This window comes from Phenylobacterium sp., from assembly GCF_031425575.1.
Classification (GTDB): Bacteria; Pseudomonadota; Alphaproteobacteria; order Caulobacterales; family Caulobacteraceae; genus Phenylobacterium.
Window position 1 is genome coordinate 23764 of record NZ_JANPJP010000250.1, and the last position, 18194, is coordinate 41957.

General features: G+C 67.3%; 14 protein-coding genes. 8 read left to right on the forward strand and 6 right to left on the reverse strand.

Features of this window, described 5'->3' with window-relative positions; translation table 11 throughout:
* Nucleotides 1-8 precede the first annotated feature (8 nt).
* The 3 genes from RMO97_RS14405 (at nt 9) to RMO97_RS14415 (ending at nt 3972) form a co-directional block, all read left to right on the forward strand.
* Nucleotides 9-944 carry a glycoside hydrolase family 16 protein gene (locus tag RMO97_RS14405; protein ID WP_310541739.1) on the forward strand — a complete coding sequence of 312 codons (936 nt, stop codon included), beginning with the start codon at nt 9-11 and terminating at the stop codon, nt 942-944.
* Between the two features lie 110 nt (nt 945-1054).
* Nucleotides 1055-2440 carry an O-antigen ligase gene (locus RMO97_RS14410; protein WP_310541740.1) on the forward strand — a complete coding sequence of 462 codons (1386 nt, stop codon included), beginning with the start codon at nt 1055-1057 and terminating at the stop codon, nt 2438-2440.
* On the forward strand, nt 2437-3972 hold the full coding sequence (locus tag RMO97_RS14415) for an oligosaccharide flippase family protein (protein ID WP_310541741.1): 1536 nt from the start codon (nt 2437-2439) through the stop codon (nt 3970-3972). The genes RMO97_RS14410 and RMO97_RS14415 overlap by 4 nt, the downstream gene beginning before the upstream one ends.
* Here RMO97_RS14415 and RMO97_RS14420 read toward each other — a convergent pair.
* The 3 genes from RMO97_RS14420 to RMO97_RS14430 form a co-directional block, all read right to left on the reverse strand.
* Entirely contained in the window at nt 3969-4955 is a 987-nt protein-coding gene (locus RMO97_RS14420) for a glycosyltransferase family 2 protein (protein ID WP_310541742.1), read from the reverse strand. The two genes, RMO97_RS14415 and RMO97_RS14420, sit on opposite strands and share 4 nt — an antisense overlap.
* 8 nt (nt 4956-4963) lie before the next feature.
* Nucleotides 4964-5950: a glycosyltransferase family 2 protein gene (locus RMO97_RS14425; RefSeq protein ID WP_310541743.1), complete on the reverse strand. Its 987-nt coding sequence runs from the start codon at nt 5948-5950 to the stop codon at nt 4964-4966.
* Between the two features lie 262 nt (nt 5951-6212).
* On the reverse strand, nt 6213-7361 hold the full coding sequence (locus RMO97_RS14430; RefSeq protein WP_310541744.1) for a glycosyl transferase family 1: 1149 nt from the start codon (nt 7359-7361) through the stop codon (nt 6213-6215).
* Between the two features lie 96 nt (nt 7362-7457).
* On the opposite strand from RMO97_RS14430, the gene RMO97_RS14435 reads away from it, so the two are divergent.
* From RMO97_RS14435 to sppA, 5 genes are all read left to right on the forward strand, one after another.
* On the forward strand, nt 7458-8519 hold the full coding sequence (locus tag RMO97_RS14435) for an acyltransferase (RefSeq protein WP_310541745.1): 1062 nt from the start codon (nt 7458-7460) through the stop codon (nt 8517-8519).
* Between the two features lie 1175 nt (nt 8520-9694).
* Complete coding sequence (locus RMO97_RS14440; protein WP_310541746.1) at nt 9695-9922, forward strand: hypothetical protein; 228 nt, start codon at nt 9695-9697, stop codon at nt 9920-9922.
* 10 nt (nt 9923-9932) lie between these two features.
* Nucleotides 9933-10772: a metallophosphoesterase family protein gene (locus RMO97_RS14445; RefSeq protein ID WP_310541747.1), complete on the forward strand. Its 840-nt coding sequence runs from the start codon at nt 9933-9935 to the stop codon at nt 10770-10772.
* Nucleotides 10773-10960: 188 nt separating this feature from the next.
* Complete coding sequence (locus tag RMO97_RS14450; protein ID WP_215341652.1) at nt 10961-11425, forward strand: chemotaxis protein CheW; 465 nt, start codon at nt 10961-10963, stop codon at nt 11423-11425.
* A gap of 89 nt (nt 11426-11514) precedes the next feature.
* The gene (sppA, locus tag RMO97_RS14455; protein ID WP_310541748.1) at nt 11515-13290 is read left to right on the forward strand and encodes a signal peptide peptidase SppA; all 1776 of its coding nucleotides are present in this window, start codon (nt 11515-11517) and stop codon (nt 13288-13290) included.
* A gap of 12 nt (nt 13291-13302) precedes the next feature.
* On the opposite strand, the gene RMO97_RS14460 is transcribed toward sppA, so the two are convergent.
* From RMO97_RS14460 to RMO97_RS14470, 3 genes are all read right to left on the reverse strand, one after another.
* Nucleotides 13303-14331: an aspartyl protease family protein gene (locus RMO97_RS14460; RefSeq protein ID WP_310541749.1), complete on the reverse strand. Its 1029-nt coding sequence runs from the start codon at nt 14329-14331 to the stop codon at nt 13303-13305.
* Between the two features lie 101 nt (nt 14332-14432).
* Nucleotides 14433-17555: a TonB-dependent receptor domain-containing protein gene (locus tag RMO97_RS14465; RefSeq protein ID WP_310541750.1), complete on the reverse strand. Its 3123-nt coding sequence runs from the start codon at nt 17553-17555 to the stop codon at nt 14433-14435.
* A 433-nt stretch (nt 17556-17988) separates the two neighbouring features.
* A partial coding sequence (locus RMO97_RS14470) for a hypothetical protein (RefSeq protein WP_310541751.1) occupies nt 17989-18194 on the reverse strand: 206 nt, incomplete at its 5' end.

The following is an 18194-nucleotide window of genomic DNA, read 5'->3' on the forward strand; positions in this document are numbered from 1 at the left end:
CAGACGCGATGCTGCTCCGTTCCGCTTCTCTCTCGCGCGCACGCCTCGACGCCAGAATCCTGGCCTGTTTCGTGGCGGGTGCGATCATGGCGGCCTGCGCGCCGGCTCGCAGCGCGCCTCTTGAGGCGACACCTGACGGTCGCCGACTGACGCTCGCCTTTTTCGACGATTTCGACAGCTTCCGGCCGTGGAGTGGCGGGTCGGGCGTATGGCGGACCACGTTTCGGGACGGCCAGGCGGAGGACGACTACGACCTGCGCACCTTGAAATGGAACAAGGAACTGCAGCTATATGTCGACCCCGGCATGCGCGCCCACCCCGGTGAGCACAACACTGTGTCCGACCAGGCCAACGGGGCCTCGGCCCTCGCCGGCCGGCCCTTAGGGCTGAACCCGTTCAGTGTCCGTGGAGGCGCGTTGCATATCACCACGGACCGCACTCCGGCGCGCCTGCAGGACCAGATCGGAGGCTTCAAGTATACCTCCGGCCTGATCACCACTCAGCCGACCTTCAGTCAGACCTATGGGTACTTCGAGATGCGAGCTCTCCTGCCCGCAGGCAAGGGGATCTGGCCGGCCTTCTGGCTGTTGCCGAGTGACTTCGACTGGCCGCCTGAAATTGATGTCATGGAAAGTGTGGGCGACCCTGCGAAGGTCTTTGTCACGTCCCATTCCAAGGCCGCCAAAAGCACCGGGACAGAGGTGTCGGTTACGCCAGGCGAGTTCCACACCTACGCAGTCAGTTGGGACCGTGAGCTTCTGATCTGGTATGTCGATGGCCGCGAGGTCCGTCGCCAGCCCACCCCGATAGATATGCACAAGCCGATGTACCTTCTGGCCAACACGGCCATCGGAGGCGATTGGGCTGGCGCTCCTGACACAACCACGCCGTTCCCCGCTCACTTTGTAATCGACTACATCCGCGCTTACAGGTTCGCGCCGTGAGCGGCTGGGGAAACGACACCCGGGCGCCCGTTCTGTACGGGCGCCTTCGGCCAGGTGTGGGGCCGGCGGCAGATCCTGAATGGCGCCGCCGCCGCGGGGCGTCGCAGGCCGTGATCGACCAGGACGCGCCCGAGCGCCCATCCGGCCCCCGCGTCGGTCGGCTCACGCTTGACGCCAACGGCTTGTTCGCTCTGGCCATCTTCCTGCCACTGCTCTTCATCGTGCAGCTGGCGACCCTGGGCGCGGCTTTTGTCGCCGCCCTGACGCCAATCTACCTCTTCGTCCGTCGCAGGGGGCTGGTTCGCGCGCTGCTGCCGCGCGCCTTTCTATTGATCGTCCCGGCGTTCGCCATGTTGTCGGTGCTCTGGTCGGAAGCGCCGCGGGAGACCTTCCGCTTCGCCGCTCAACTCGGGCTGACCGCGCTCGCGGGCCTATTGCTGTCGTCGGCCCCGCGCCAGGAGACGGTAGTCCGCGGGATGACTCTGGCCTTCTTGACCTACGTCGCGGTGGCGGTCGTGGCGGGTGGCAAGGTGGGCATCGGCGTCGGCGCCGGGGGCGAGGCGTTGGCCGGCCTGACCGAAAGCAAGAACCTGCTTGGGGACATCGCCTCCACCGGCCTGCTGATATCTATGGCGGCGGTGATGATGGCGATCCGAAGTCGCAGCTGGATTTGGGTCACTATCGGTGGTCTCGCCATGGCCCTCGACCTCTATGCGGTGGTCGCGGCGCGTTCGGCCGGCGCGCTTCTCGGCCTCGGCATGGGGGTTGCGGCCATGTGCGCCCTGACGCCGCTTACAAAGGTCGGGCCGCTCCTGCGTGGCTGGCTCACCGGGGCGGTAGCGCTTTGCCTGCTCGCTGGCGGCCTCGGTTACCGAACGCTTGTGACCGGAATGATCAACCTGGGAGCCGATCTCTTCGACAAGGACCCAACGCTCACAGGGAGAACCTACCTGTGGTACCGGGCCGCCGACCTGATCCGTGAGAAGCCCCTGCTGGGTCGCGGCTACTATGCCTTCTGGCGCCAGGGAAACACCGACGCCGAGGGCCTCTGGCGCTATTTCGGGATCGAGAGCCGCGGAGGCTTCACCTTCCACAACACCCTCATCGACATCCTGGTCACGCTGGGATGGCTAGGGGTCGTGGTGATCGCCGTGGTGGTGCTGATCGCGATGGGGGCCATGCTGCGCCGCTTCGTGGAGCGCCCCGACCTGTCGCTGGTGTTCTGGATCAGCATCCTCCTCTACCAGATGGCGCGTACGCCGATCGAGACGATCGGGATCGCGCCCTTCTACTTCTCGACCGTCCTGACGTTCGGCGCGCTTGGCGCGGCGTTCGGCCGGGTTCGACAGGTCACGGTGGCCCGACAGCGCCCGGTCGTGAGACGCCCGGTGCTGCAACTTCGCGCCTGGGAGGTGGACCGCAAGGGCCCTGGTCGGCGCGATGCCGACAGCGCCGCTGGCCGCTCGATCTGGCGGCCGTCTCAACCCACGCCATGAGCCCGCCGGTCGGGACCGAACCCGCGCCCCCGGCGGCGCGCGGGCCCCGCCTTCACCGCACCTCCTTCGGCGCACTCGCCCTGACCGCGGCCAGCAGCTTGCGACTGATGTTGCAACTCGCCCTGCTGCCAATCCTCGCGCGTCTGGTGGGACCCGCCGAATATGGGCTGGTGGCCCTGGCGATGCCGTTCATTCTGCTGGCCAACGTGCTGTCGGATGGCGGCATGGGCTACGCGCTCGGCCGGCGCGCCCAGGCCAGCCGGGAGCTGGAGTCGACGGTCTTCTGGCTCACCGCGGGTTTCGGGGCCACGCTCGCCGTCGCCTGCTGCCTGGCCGCCCTGCCCATGGGCGCGATCCTGCAGCAGCCGCGCCTGCCGGCGCTGATCATGGCGCTCAGCCCGATCCTCTTCATGAACGGGCTCACGGCGGTCTCCAACGGGCGGATCATCCGTGAGGGTCGCTTTGCGGTGTTTGCGGTCGGGGACGTAATCTCCACGGTCCTGGGGGCGGCGACCGCCTTGACCGCCGCAATGAACGGCTGGGGCGCCTGGAGCCTGGTCGCCCAACAGCTTGTGCTGTGGAGCGCCAAACTCGTCTGGGTGACCCTGAACGGCCGGGCGGAGATCGGCTTTCATTGCCGGTTCGAGGAGGCCCGCGAGCTCCTGGCGTTCGGCGGCAGCACAATCGGGGCGATCCTGGCCGACTTCGTGGCGCGGAATCTCGACAGCCTGATCGTCGGGGGTGTGCTCGGCGTCTCCGCCTTGGGCTACTACGCCATGGCCTACCAGATCGTCCGGACGCCGGACATGCTGATCTCGGGGCCGCTGTATCTGTACATTTTCACCGCAGTGGCCCGCGCGGCTGCCGACCCCAGCGGCCATGCGGCGCGGAGCCTGGCCATCGCCGGCCTGAGGCTGGGCGCAGTCGCTCTTGCGCCCCTGTTCTGCGGGCTCGCCCTGGTGGCGGACCTGGCGGTCGCCCTGGTGCTCGGCCCGAAGTGGCTAGGCTCGGTCGGGGCGCTGCAATACCTGGCGATAGCGGGCTTCTTCTTCTGCATGTTCTCCATCCTCAGCACAACGGCGATGGGACTGGGGCGTTCAAGCCTGCAGCTGAGCATGTCGATCATCCTGGCCGTCGTCTGCGTGCTTGTGGTCGCGGTCAGTGTCAGGTTCGGCCTGCCAGCCGTGGCGGCGGCCCTGGCGGCCGGGATCGCGGCTGTGTGGGCGCTCTATGTTGTTCGCCTCGCCCGCGATCTGACCCTCCCCGCCCCAGCACTTCTGGCGGCCCTGGCGCCCGCGGCGACGGCGACCGGGGTGATGGCCGCAGTCGCTTTGGCCACGCGCATGCTGCTTGGTCAGGAGCTCCCGCTGGTGGTGTTCGGGGCGACGGTCGCCACCGCTGCGACAAGCTATTGTGCGGTCATATTCGTCTTCCGCGGCCAGCTTCTTCAGGACGCCAAGGCCTTCGCAAGCGCTCAGTCCGACAGCCCGCCAGAGCCTGACGTCGCAGGGCGCCTCGAGGGCGTGGCCTAACGCGACAGGGGTTTCATCCCCAGGGCGCGGCAGGCGGTCGAGAGGCGTGCCCAGAGCCGCTGGAAGCGGACCCTTACGGGCAGGGTCAGCAGAGGCCATGCCCGGGGCTGACGAAGACTAAGGACAAACCCTGCGCGCAGATCCCGACGCTTGAGGGCGCAGATGATCGTGTCGTAGGCCAGCGCGGTTTCCAGAGAGCGCCGCCGCCGCTGCTGGGCGCGTCGAACCTGAGGTGGGTGGGCCTCAAGGCCCGCTTCAAACTCCGCGTCTGCGGCCATCATCTGCACGAGATGATCGGCCCGCATCACCGCGGAAATCGAGGCGCCGTGCTTGCGGTACCCATAGAGCGCGGGCGGCGTAAGCCGTAGCCGCGCGCCGCGGGCCATCAAGTTGAGCACCAGGTCATAGTCCTCGCCGATCTTCAGGTTCTCGCGATAGCGCAGCGGCCCGAGCTTCTCGGAGTTGAACATCGGCTTGAGGTAGCCGAGGCCGGGTCGGGGCGCATACATTCGGCTGCTGGCGATGTAGTCGGCCAGGGAGACCCAGCGCGGGCTCGCATAGGCCTGACCTGTCAGGAGAGGTTGGCCGGTCGGGTCAGTCGCACTGAACACGCGCACGTTGTCGACCACGATGTCGGCGCCGCTGGACCGCGCCTCGGCGAGCAGCCGCTCCAAGCGATCGGGCTCCATCAGGTCGTCGCTGTCGAAGACGGCGAGCCAGGCGCCACGGGCCGCGGCCAGGGCTCGATTGCGCGCGACCGCGGGGCCGCCGTTGACTGTCGCCGGCATGACCCGAACGCGAGGGTCGCCGGCGCACGCCGCGGCGATCACCGCAAGGCTGTCGTCCGTGGAGGCGTCGTCGGCAATGATCCACTCGAATGCGGTGAGCGACTGGCTGAGCACCGAACGCGCCGCGGCGGCGAGGAACTCGGCGCCGTTGTGGTTTGCGGTGATGATCGAGACCAGCGGCCGCTCGTCTGCCATGAAGACGCCTAGACGCCCGGACGCGCAGCGGTCAGGCGCGCGCGCAGCACCGCGACCCAGAACCCGGCCGACCAGGCCAAGTGCATGATCATGGCGGGCAGTCCGGACAGGGCCGACGCGGCGTCGCGGCGGCGAAGGCCAAGCACCAATCCATAGGTCAGGGATAGGCCTGCCCAGCCGATTGCGGGCAGGGCCGCGGGCCAGGCCCAGGGCGCGGCGACGGCCAGGATGATCGCCGGCGCGACGGCGAGTGGCAGCGCCTGACGGAGTTTGAGTCGGGTGCGATGCTTCAGGACGGTGCGCGCGCGCCCTTTCCCATAGTTGAGGTATTGGCGCCAGAGGGCCAGCGGGCTGCTGCGGGGATGATAGACGATCTGCGCCTTGTCGGTCAGCCAGATGCGCCCGCCCTCGCGGACGAGGCGGAAGTCCAGTTCCGCATCCTCGTTGTGACTAAAGCTTTCGTCGTAGCCCTCCGCAGCGTGGAACGCGGCCAGGCTGAACAAGGCATGGTGGCCGTGATCGACCCAGGCTGCGGCGCCCCCGTTTCGGTGGGCCGACCCGCCGGCGCCCAGGCGCGAATTCTGCGCGGCCGCGACAGCTCGCTGGAAGAAGCCGGTCCCTTGAGTGTCCATGCCCACAACCACCGAGGTCGCGTCCGTGCGGCGCGCCTCGGCGATCAGCGTCGATACATAGTTCGGAGGATACTCTGCATGGGCGTCAACTCGGACCAGCCAGGCTGTCCCGGGCTCGGCGCCCAAGGCCGCCAGGTTGACACCAGCACCTTGCAGGCGCTTTGGATTTGGCAGAAGGCGGATGCGGTCATCCTGTGCCGCGAGGCGTCTAACAATATCCAGGCAGCCATCTGTAGATCCGCCATCGGCCACCACCACAAGCGGGTCCTGCAACCCATCGTCCTCGAGAATCCGCGCGATGACGTCTGCGATGATCGCGGCCTCGTTCAGACAAGGGATAACGATCAGCGCCCGATCCGCCATGGTCGTGATCGAGCCTGGCCACGAGCCACTATCCAACCGACGGCCCTCGGAGGCCCGCCCCCGTTGGCTTGACGGACGTTTGGTCAGGATATCCGCTCTGCGGTCAGGGCGCGCGGTAACGTCTGGATTGGCGTTCTGCATTCGAAAAACACTCACCGTCGCCGTGGCCCGAGAAGGGCTGGCACGTCCCGACAGGGGAAGCCCTGGATCGCCCTAAGGTTCCGCTTGCTGGCGGGATTTCAGCCCGTCGAAGGCCTCGCTTTCACCCGTCCGCCGGGAGGCGCTGCGCGGCCGACAGGTTTTCCACCAGCGCGAGGCAGTCTGAACGATCAGCGTAGAAATCGTGGCTTGGCGCGGCCTCCAGCCTGGCCCGAAGAGCGGCGTACGCCTCGGGAGTCAGCTGATCCAGGAACCCCTCGATGTCGAGGCCGTCCGCCAGGCGGACGCCGAACCCACGGGCCTTCAGGAAGCGCCCGGTTTCCACGCCCTCGAGCGCGATGGGTGTGGCGCCGAAACGCGAGCTCTCATAGACGCGGTTCGGCAACAACCAGGCGGAGTTCTGCCCCTCTTCCATGTAGTCTATCGCCCAGCAAAAATCGGCTTCGCCGTACAGCCGCGGCAAGTCATCGGCCACATAGGCGCCCCCGAACATCAGGTTCGGCGTCTGGGACGTCTGTGCGGCGAAATCAGCGAATTCCGAGTAGGCGGGCCGGCCATGGATGCGGACCTCCACGAGGTCTGGCCGTCGATGGGCCAGGTCGGCGAGAATGTCGAGACTGCGGTGGCACCGGATGGCGCCAAGCCAGGCGATCCGCCAGGGCCGAGCCGCCGATCGCCCCTGCGCCGGCGACGGCGCTGGCCCGTCGAGCTCGAGGACCTTGTTCTCCAGCAGCAGGACAGGCGGCCTTTCGTCTGGGCCGAGGCCCTGCAGTCCTTCGAAATACTCGCGCGTGAACGCGGGAGAACTCACAACAAGCAGGCTGCAGCGCCGCAGCAAGGCGCGCTCCAGGGCGCGCATGGCGCGGGACACCAGATTGCGCCCCAGCATCACGCGGTGGATGTCGAGACACTCATAGACGACCCCTGCGCTAGTATCGCATAGCCGCCGGGCCGCGACCGCCACCAGCAGCATCTCGAGGCTGCGCGCGAGAATCACCTCGGCTCCAGCGAGGATGTCGCGCAGTCGCCCAACGCCTAACGCGGCGCGCAGCGTTGCGTGCGCGCGATGGCCGAGGCGTCCGTCATAGGTTCGGCCCAGGTCGATGGCCCGGGCCCCGGCGATCGTGTCGGGCGGCGCGTCACCTCGATGGAACCCAAGAACCACGGGCTCGCCACCACCGGCACGCAGCATGCGCACCCGGCGCGCCACGGCCGGGTCGTTGAGATCGTGAACGAAATAGGCGAGCTTCAAGGGGCGTTCCACGGTCATGCTGGCGCGATGCGAACCAAACGCGCGACGGGCCGTTTGGCCCCAGGCGCGACAAGCAGGCGCGGAAACGGACTGCAGATGACCTCAGCTCCACCGGCCGAAGCGGCGATCCGGCCGTCAGCGCCCAACCTGGTCCGCTCCATCCAATACCTGCGCGGCCTCGCGGCACTTGCGGTCGTAGTCTTCCACGGCGCCGAGCGTGCGGGGAGTTCATTCGGGGTGGGCGCAGCGGGCGTCGACGTCTTCTTCGTGATCTCAGGGTTCATCATGTGGGTCGTGACATGCGGCCGGCCGCCCCACCCGGGCGTGTTCCTGCTGCGCCGCATCGAGCGCATCGTGCCCCTTTACTGGCTCGTCACACTGGCCACGGCGGCGCTGGCCATCGCGGCGCCCATGGCCTTTCCAGCGATGCGTCCCACCCTCGCGCACGTCGGTCAGTCGTTGTTGTTCATCCCGCACGTCGCGCCCGACGGGCTCATCGCCCCGCTCATCGTGCCAGGCTGGACCCTAAGCTACGAGTTCTTCTTCTACCTCATATTCGCCGCCCTGCTGTTCGCGCCGCTGCGGTTGCGGGCGTGGCTGGTGAGCGCCTGCCTCTTGGCGCTGGTGCTCGCGCGCCCGCTCGGTGACGCTGACAACGCGGTGTGGGCGACCTTCACCGATCCCATCCTCCTGGAGTTCGCGGCCGGCGTCTGGCTGGGCTGGGCCTGGTCGAAGGACCGCCTCCCAGGGCCTGCCTTGGCGGGGCTGCTGATCGTCGGCGGGCTCGGGGCCTTGGCCTGGACAGCGGCCTCCGGCGTGGATGTGGCGCCGGCCCGATTGCTGTTGTGGGGAGCGCCCGCCGCCATGCTCGTGACCGGCTGCGTCGCCATAGAGCGTCACCGCGGCGTTCCGGCTTGGCCCGCGATGCAGCGTCTGGGGGACGCTTCTTACTCGATCTACCTCGTTCACGGCCTGGCGATCTCGGCTGTCGTGCGACTGCTGCGCCCGCTCGCTGACCTGCCTCCGCCGGTGATTTTCGGAGCATCCCTGGTGGTGGGCGTCGCCAGCGGCCTAGCGGTCTATGTGTTGGTCGAAAGGCCGCTTTCCGAGTGGCTCAGTCGCAAGACGCCCCGCGTTTCCCTCGCGCCTCAGCCCTGACTCCAATCGCGCGGTTGCAGAGGGGAATTTTGCAAGCCTGATCGCTTTGAGGTGTGGTAGATTCTCGGGACAAGCCTGGAAATGGCATGCTGGCTCGACCGCATGTCGCAAGCTGTGGAGGATCTATGAGACCGGCAGCCGAGAAATCGCTGCAGCGGACGATGGATGCGGTTTCCGCAGACACCGCGCCGCCCCACGCTCAGGCGCCGCTCGTTGCGCCCTATCCTTCCGTTGAGCGGACGACCATGAAGCCCGACGCCGGGCCGCTGGCGCCGCGCAAGCTCTTCATCCTCGTGGCCGCCTCGCTCGCCTGGATGCTGGTCGCCTCGCTCGCCTGGGCGGTGGTCACTTTCATCATCTGATTTTCCGGCTGACCTCCCGCTAGGCCGCGGCCTCGCGCGGAGGCCCGCGGGAACTTACCGACGGAACCGGCGCCTGAATCAGGGCTGAGCTGACCGCGCTTTCTTCCCTGACACCGTCGCCGGGATCAATCCTCCCCCTTTCCCGTTATCTCCACATGCTGGCGGCCAGACGGGTCGCAGGCCCTGGAGAGCCCGAGCCCAATGTCATACGAAACGGTTGGACGGCCGGGACACGGTGCGTCGACCAACCCATCGGGCCACACGGCAGCCACTCACCATCATCCGCGGGCCCTCGGTCACGTCGCCCGCGACATGGCGTCCATCTTCGGCACGCAGGTCCTGCTCCGGCCCGGAGACCCGTCGGCCCCGCAAGCACCGGAAACCCCGCCTGACACCACGCGATCGGGGACCGGAGTTCGGACAATCCTCGGGGCCCTTGTCGTGGCCATGACCGCCGGCGCCCTGTTCGCCTTCATGCTTTATGGACCGCCCCAAAGTTCGCCAACCCAGGGGGTGGTGCTGGATGCAGGGACGCCCGCGGCGCCAAGGATCGTGGCGAGCGCGCCGGCGCCCACAACTGCGGACCTGGTCTCTGGACAGGCTCCCGATATCGAGGAGTCCACAGTCGCGCCTGTCGAGGCCTCGCCTGTAGCGTCAGCGCCGAGCCCTCGTGCAGAGCCGCAGCCGCCCGCCCCGGTCGCCTTGCGCCCCGCCCTTGCCAGCCGCGCCCGCGATCCCGTGGGACGCGGCGCCCCTGCGGGCGACTGCGCTGGGGGGTCTGGCTATGAGAAGGCGCAATGCGGTCATGAGGCGGTGCTGAACGCCCATCGCGGTCTGCGGCGCGCCTACGCCCAAGCGCGCCGCGCCGGCGTCCCAAGCGCTGTGCTGGCGAACTACAATGACCGATGGTTCGATCTCCTGCACAGCACCGAAACCCCGCCCCTAGAGGTGGCGGCGGGATATTGGGCGCTGGCGGCGGAACTCGACCAGTACGCTGCGGTCGTCGAGACAGATCGCGCCGAATATCTCCCTCAATACTAGGCGGTGGCGTATGGCCCGTTTCGGCATCGATAAGGTCCGACCCACCTCCACCGCCGACCGGCGCTCAGGGCGAGGCACAGCGGGGGAACTCGTCTTCGCCATTGGCGACATTCACGGACGCTACGATCTGCTGAAAGCCCTGCTTCACACCTTCGCAGAAGACTATTCGACACGCGCGAAGGGGCGCCGGCCGATGCTGATCTTCTGCGGGGACTACATAGACCGGGGCCCGCAGTCCGCAGCCGTCCTGGAAGCCCTGATCTGGCTGCAGCGTCATGCCCATCTGAACGTGAGGCTGCTGATGGGCAATCACGAGCAGGCGTTGCTGACGTTCCTGGAAGACCCCGACGCCGGCCGCGGCTGGCTTGAGTTCGGAGGTCTGGCGACCCTGGCGGCCTACGGAGTTGAGGCGCCGCGTCCGGATGCGGGGATCGTGGACCTGATCCGCGCCCGCGACGACCTCCTAGCGCGTTTGCCCGCTTCGCACCTCAGGCTCCTCGACAGCCTTGAACTGATGGTGGTGGTCGGCGACTACGCGTTCGTCCACGCGGGAATTCGGCCGGGCAAGCCCCTCGCCGCTCAGGAGGCCCGCGACCTGCTGGGCATTCGGGAGGCGTTCACCGATGCGCCTGGGCCGTTCGAAAAGATCATCGTGCATGGGCACAGTTGGCGCAGCGACACGGCCGAGGTTCTGGGTCATCGGGTCGGGCTGGATACGGGCGCCTACGCGACGGGGGTTCTAAGCGCGGTTCGCCTGGATGGCGGCGAGGTTGCCATCCTCACGGCGCGGGATCCGGAGGCCGCCCCCTTCAACCCCTGGGCGATGCCTCCCCGCCACCAGGCGAGCTGACAAGGGCCGGCGCCGGTTCCTCGCGACTCGGACTGCTGACGGTAGGCGCCGCCGGCGCGACAACGCGCCGCGCCCTCCGAGTGGCACGTCCGTGGGCGCGATTTCCGAAACATTAACCGTAGCGGTTCAGACCTGGGGCTGGCGTCGTGCGCGACGGCGCCGCAAGGCCATCCAGCGGGGAAGTTCTGATGCAAGCGACCGGGGGTTTGCCGCACGTCGGCGCCGAGCTGATCTCCATCATGGCCGGCGGGCAGCAGTTCGCCATCGACATCATGTCGGTGCGCGAAATCCGCGGCTGGACCGCCTCGACCCCCCTGCCCCACGCCCCCTCCCATGTGCTGGGCATGATCAATCTGCGCGGCTCCATCCTGCCGGTCGTGGACCTGGCCTCCCGCTTGGGCCTAGGGATGGCGACCCCGAACCAGTCCTCCGTCGTGGTGGTCACCCAGATCCATGACCGCGAGGTCGGCCTGCTGGTGGACGCAGTCTGCGACATCCTAACGGTCACCGAGAACATGCTGCACGAGCCGCCGGATGTCGGCGCCGACCAGGTGCGGGAGTTCGTCGACGCGGTGATGTCCACCGATGAGGGCATCGTCAGCCTGCTCTCTCTGGACAACGTCCTGCCCAAGAGCCTGGCGCTCGCTGCCTAAGTAATTTCTCCCGCCCCGATTGCGGGGACTTCATTTGAACGAAACCCGTGGCCATATAAGCCTAAGCGACTTTCTCGCGCGGGATTCCCATGAAGCAGTTCCTGATCACCGCGGCCGGCGTTTTCGCGGGCCTGGTGCTTTTCCTCGTGGGCGTGCCTTTCCTGCTCATCGCCATGGCAGCCAGCGCCGCGCGGCCCGACGCGACGCCGGCGCGCGCGGTTCTGAGCCTGGACCTGCGCCAGTCGCTGTCCGACCAGGACCCCTCCAATCCCCTGGCCGCCTTCGGCCGCAGGTCGATGTCGGTGATGTCGGTGATCGAGACCCTCCGCCACGCCGAGTCCGACGGCAAGATCAAGGCGGTGCTGGTGCGCCTGCCCGAGGGCGGCATGGAACCGGCCCAGGCCGACGAACTGCGCCTGGCCTTCAAGCACTTCCAGGCGGCCGGCAAGCCGATCCTGGCCCACAGCCAGGGGCTCTATCCCTCAGGCGTGATCACCGCCACCTACATGCTGGGCGCCTCGACCGGGAACCTGTGGATGCAGCCGGGCTCGTCGTTCCAGGTCACCGGCCTGGCCAGCGAGGAGGTCTTCTTCAAGCGGCTGTTCGACAAGTACGGCGTCAAGGCCGACTATGAGCAGCGCTATGAGTACAAGAACGCGGTCAACCCGTTCCTGCACGACGACTATACGGCCGCCCACAAGGAAGGGACCCTGTCCTGGATGAGCTCGGTCTACCGCACCGGCCTGACCACGGCGGCCCTGGACCGCAAGAAGAACCCCGCCGCCCTGCAGGCCTCCATCGAGGCCGGGCCGTATCTCGCCGAGGACGCCGCCCGGCTGGGGCTGATCGACAAGGTCGGCCAGGTCAAGGAGGCGCAGACCGCGATCCTGGCCAAGGCCGGCGAGGGCGCCAAGCTGGTGGATTTCGACGACTACATGCGGGCCACCCACGACCGCAGCACCGGCTCGGGACCCGCCATCGCGGTGATCGAGGGCGAGGGCGCGATCGTCACCGGCCAGGACGGCGCCCGCAACCCGTTCTCCGGCGGCTCGACCATCTTCTCCGACGATCTCTCCAAGGCGATCTACGACGCCGTGGACGACAAAAACGTCAAGGCCATCGTCCTGCGCGTCTCCTCGCCGGGCGGCTCGGACACGGCGTCTGAGCAGATCCTGGCGGCGGTGCGCGCGGCCAAGGCGGCCAAGAAGCCGGTGGTGGTCTCGATGGGGACCTACGCGGCCTCTGGCGGCTACTGGATCTCCTCCGAGGCCTCGGCCATCGTGGCCCAGCCCACGACCCTCACCGGCTCCATCGGCGTCTATGGCGGCAAGTTCGCCCTGGGTCCGGCCTTGGCCAAGTATGGCGTCGACGTGCGCGAAACTACGGTGGGCAGCCCCTATGCCGGCGCCTTCGGGGTAGGCCAGGAGTTCTCCGCCAGCGACCAGGCCGCCTTCGCGGGCTGGATGGACCAGATCTACGCCAACTTCATCACGCGCGTGTCGCAGGGCCGGCGTCTGCCGGAAGCCCGCGTGCGTGAGATCGCCAAGGGCAGGGTCTGGACCGGAGCCCAGGCGCGGCAGCTAGGCCTGGTGGACGAGATCGGCGGCTTCTACCAAGCCGTGGATAAGGCCAAGGCCCTGGCCGACCTCAAGGGTGAGGTGCGGCTGAAGCGGATGGCGCGGCAGACCTCCCCCTTCGAGGCCCTGGAGCACGCGCTGGGCGTGTCGGCGACCTCGCTGCAGACCCTGGCGGCGGCCGCCTGGATCCTGGGGGACCCGCGCGCCCAGAGCACCCTGGACGGGCTGGTGGACGAACGCCTGCGCAGCGGCGGCAAGGCCGCGGTTCTGGCGCCGCAGCCGTTCTGAACTGAACCCCAGTCAGTTCGGGCGGCGCGCCGAGCGCGGCGGCGTATGGAAGCGCACCTGACGGTGGCCGAAGTCGAGCTCGATGGCCTCGAAGTGACGCATCACGTCGATGCCCACCAAGATGGCCGGCCGGTCGTTCAGTTCCCACAGCTTGAAGATGTGCAGGTCGGCGAACACCGCTGTCAGATTGCCCACGCTGAGCCCGCCCATCCGCAGGGGTGGTACGGGAGAGAGCTCGCCGCGCGCCCTCTGACCGGTGGCGCTGATCAGCTCCACCACGGAGATTTGGGGCCTGAAGGCGTCGGAGGCGCCCGCAAGCTGCTCGTGCAGCTTCAGGTTCCCGACGGTGTTCTGAGACCCTGAATCCAGGAAGGCGGTCACCGGAACGCCGCCCATGTCGGCGTCGATGATGATCAGCTGACCAAAACGATAGCGCGCCTCGACGACGACGACGTTGTTTCCCGCCGCGCCGGCCTGCGCGCCCCGGAGCCGGCTGTCGGAGACGTTCTGCAGGGTCTCGATCCGGTCGTCGTCGGCCTTGCTGATCGAGAGGCTGTTGCGGCGGAAGTCCATAGTCACGCGGCGGTTCTTCAGGACATCCACCCCCATCAGGCCATCGGCGCCGAGCCGCTCGCGCGACAGGGTGGGCGCCCGCAGGCGCCGCGAGGTCACCCGTCCGATGTCCAGGCGGGCGACGAGCGCGGTGGGCGCGGGCTCAACGCCCGCAATGCCGTGGATCTGGGCGCGGCCGGCCGAGGGCAGCGCCAGGGCCTGGGCCAGCTCGGTGGAGACCACCGTGCGGTTGGCGCCGGTGTCCACCACGAAGTTGTAGGGCCCCTGCGCGTTGATCATCACCGGGGCGGTGAGTCGATCCGCGATATCGGAGGCGGCCGCCAGCTGGGCGGTGTCGGCGGGCGCCGGGTCGGCCAGGTTCACCAATATGGGCGGTTCGGCCGGAGAGCTCACAACGGCGCAGCCGGCGGCCACCATGCTGGAGGCGATCACCGTCGCCGCGTGCCAGCGTGTCCATAAGTCGACCACTGGCGGGCCCTCCCCTGCCCTATCGATGACGTGCTCCGGGGCAAAGAAAAAGGGCGGCGGATTGCTCCGCCGCCCCCTGTCTTGGTCAGACGAGCTTCGACTTAGAAGCGCATCTTGATCTGAGCGAAGGCGCGGCGGCCGACGACGTCGTAGGTCGACGGATCGGTGCCCGACTGCGTGTTCGGCGCGTAGAGGCGCGGCTGCTGGTCAGCCACGTTGTTCACGCCGACCTTCAGCTCGACGTTGTCGGTGATGCCCCAGGAGGCGTCCAGGTCGACATAGTAGGTCGCCGGAACGTTGGTGCCGACCGACGTAATGCCGAGGAAGGTTTCGCCGGGATACTGGCGGAGCTGACGGTTCTCCATGGCGTCGATGTAACGGACGCGGACGCCGAAGCTGAGGGCCTCGGTTTCATAGCCCATCATGCCGACCTTGCCGAGGTTGAAGCGGGTGTTGAAGGTCCCCTTCCAGTTCGGGAAGCTCGTGCCGAGACCGGCGCCGAAGTAGGAGATGGTCCCGGTGAAGTCCACCGGGGGCAGCTCCGAACGGTCAGCCTGCTCGTAGTTGAGCACGTGGGTCAGCAGCAGGTTGGCTTGAACGCCGCCCATCCAATCGGGCAGGCCCATCCAGTTCCAATCGAACCCGTAGTCGACTTGGAAATCGAGGCCCGAGGTCTTGATGATACCGCCATTGACGCCCGGGAACCGTAGGTCGGCCGTGGTGGGGTCGTTGATGGTGGCGTTGGTCAGGGTTCCGCCCGTACGCGCGATGCCGGAGCAGAACTTATAGGCGTTGCTGTAGGTCGGGTTCGCGCCGTTATAGTTGAAGCAGGACGAGATGGCGGTGTTGGTGTCGATGCCCAGGATAGGATCAGTGATCTCGATGTTGTAGTAGTCGATCGAGGCGCGCAGACGGTCGAGCCATTGGCCCTCCCACGGCGAGGACAGGACGACACCAGCGGTGTAGGTGTCCGCCGTTTCCGGCTTCAGGTTGATGTTGCCGGAAGTCTGGATATTGGCCTGCGACAGCGGGGTCGTCGTGGCGCCGGTGGTGGGAACGCCCTGGGCGACGCAAAGCGCGCGCAGGGTGCCCGGACCGGTGCCGGAGGCTTTCCACGCATTGGTGAAGGCCGAGCAAGGGTCGAAGATCTGCGGCGCCGAGGCGCCACCAGCGAACAGTTCGTTGAAGTTCGGCTCACGAACCGCGCGCTGATAGGACAGGCGGAAGCGGGCCCAATCGGTGGACTTCCAGTTCAAGTCGACCTTGTAGGTCGACGAACCGCGGCCCTGGGTCTTCTGGCCCGTCAGGTTGTTCTCGAACTGGGCGTAGGAGTAGCGGGCGCCGAGGCCGAGTTCCAGGTTCTGGACGAAGGGCATATCCTTCACCAGCGGGATCACGGTTTCGGCGAACAGGTCGTTGAAGCTGCTGCTGCCGGCTTCCGGGTCACCGACGGTGAAGCCGGAGAACGGACCCGGGTTCGACAGGAAGCGGATCGAGTAGTCGAATGAACGGTGCTCGACACCGAACACGATCGGCACCACGCCGGCCGGCAGTTCGAACACATCGCCGGTCAGGAAGGCCTGGCCGATGGTCTGTTCGATCTGCTCACGACGGCTGACCGGGGATTCAAGGTAGGCGCGGCAGGGGCCGGCCAGGCCGCGGTCACCGAAGAAGTTCTGGGTGGCGCAGGCGCTGTTGGAGCCCGAGGGGTTTTGCGCCGGGTCGTTCAGCACATTGGTCAGGCGCTGGGTGTCGATGTTGCCGAACTGGGTGCGATCGATCTCGGTGCGACCCTGGGAGATATAGGCCTCGACCTCGAAGTTGTCGTCGAGGGGGAACTTCACGCCGCCCATGTACTGGACGACGGTGTTCTGGAACGACGAAGCCCGGACGCCGAAGCCCAGAGGGCGGAAGGCGAAGAGGAAGGGCTCGGTCGCGCCGGCGCCAACCAGCAGCGGGTCATCACCGGTCCGGGCGTTGAGCAGGGTGCGCAGGTCGGCCGGGATGAAGGGGTTGCTGGCCGAAACCACCAGGTTGGTGCCGGCCCGGAAGCCGGGGGTGACCAGGGGCGAGGACACCTGCTGGGAGTTCGCCGTGCCCGGAGCGCCCGTCTGCACGGTCGGGATCGGGGTGGGGGCGAGCGCCTGGGCGGCGGTGTATTCGGTCCAGCCGGCCTGGGCGAAGACTTCAACGCCGTTGTCGAACTCATAGCGGAACTTCGTGAGGAACGAATAGCGGTCCAGCGGAAGGGTCAGCAGGTTCGGGGCGTCGAAGTTGTAGCTGTAGAAGTCCGGGAAGAAGCGGGTGTTGACGTTGACGTCGATCGGATACTTGAAGTTCTGGACTTGCAGCGTCGGGTTGTTGGCGAGACCGCCGTAGAACAGCGTGCCGTCCAGGTTGAAGCCGAGCGAGCCCGAGGCGCTGGCAACCGCGGTGGGCGCAACGCCATAGGTGGCGAACAACGCCTGGATCGCCGAAAGCGGGATGGCGTTGCCGGCGTTGAAGCGGATCGCGCCGGCCGGCGGTGTGCCGGTGGTCGAGGTGGCGAGGGCGGAGAAACCGCGCTGGCCCTTGGTGATCGGCTCACGGAAGGAACGGTCGAAGCCGAAGATGGCGTTGCCCTTGCCGTCGGCGAAGTTGCCGCCGACCACGGCCGAGAAGTTGTATTCCTTGGAGTCCTGGAAGTCGGTGGAGTCCATGTAGCTGGCGCGCAGATCAACGCCTTCGAAGTTGCGCTTGATCTTCAGGTTCACGACACCGGCCACGGCGTCGGCGCCGTAGGTGGCGCCCGCGCCGCCGGTGATGACTTCGATCGTCTCGACCATCGCTTGCGGGATGGTGTTGAGGTCGACGGTCAGGGTGTTGGCCGAGACCATCGGGCGGCGGCCGTCCACGAGAACCAGGTTGCGGTTGGAGCCGAGGCCGCGAAGGTCGACGTTCGACTGGCCGGCGTTGCCGGGGTTGTTCGAGGTCGTCGAGCCCGCCGGGTTCACCTGGGGCAGGGTGTTCAGATAGGTGTCCAGGGTGATGTCGGCGTTCGCGACGGCCTGTTCGCCGGTGACGGTGGCGATCGGACTGGTGGCGACATAGTCCTGACGGACGATGCGCGAGCCGGTGACGACCACTTCGGTCACTTCAGCGTCCTGAGCGAAAGCCGAGGTGGAGCTGAACGCCGCGAAGGCCGCGCCGCAGATCATCGAAGACGCCAGAAGGCGCGATCGCATGGATTTGATTTTCAAGGTCTAGATCCTCCAGCGGCTCGCGGTCTTTCGATCCAGCGACGCCTGCTCCCCATAAATAGATCAGTCCCAGGGCCGCATGCGGACCCGGTTACGTGGGAGTTACGAAGGTTACGCGGTACCGGTCAACGACCATTACCGACAGGCAATGTGAAGGGCCCGGACTGTCGCATTCTGGTCACAGATTACGCCAAGCCGCAACGTCAGCGCAAGATTCGACCTTTCGAGAGCGTTTTTCGCCGACTTTTTCCCCGCAACTTCAAGTTATAGCGGCGCTCTGGGGCACAGGCGACCTCATTTGCGGGTCCATCGCACGCTGAAGGCCGCGCTTATGGCGAGTTTTCGCCTCATTCGCCTCATGCGATGTGACGCCGGGCCGCGTTTGTGGGCCCCGCCGACGCCAAGCCAATCCCTGAGGTCAGCCTGCCGTCCGCGGCATGCACAGCCAGCGCGACCGGTGGTGGTCCACCAGGTTGGCCTTCCAGCCGGTGATCTTCGGCGAGACCAGGTTCTTGTTCACGTAGAAGAAGATCGGCGCGACGGTGGCGTCATTCAGCATGATCTGCTCGGCCTGGGCGAGGTAGCCCGCGCGCGCGTTCACGTCCGGCTCGTTATCTGCCCGGG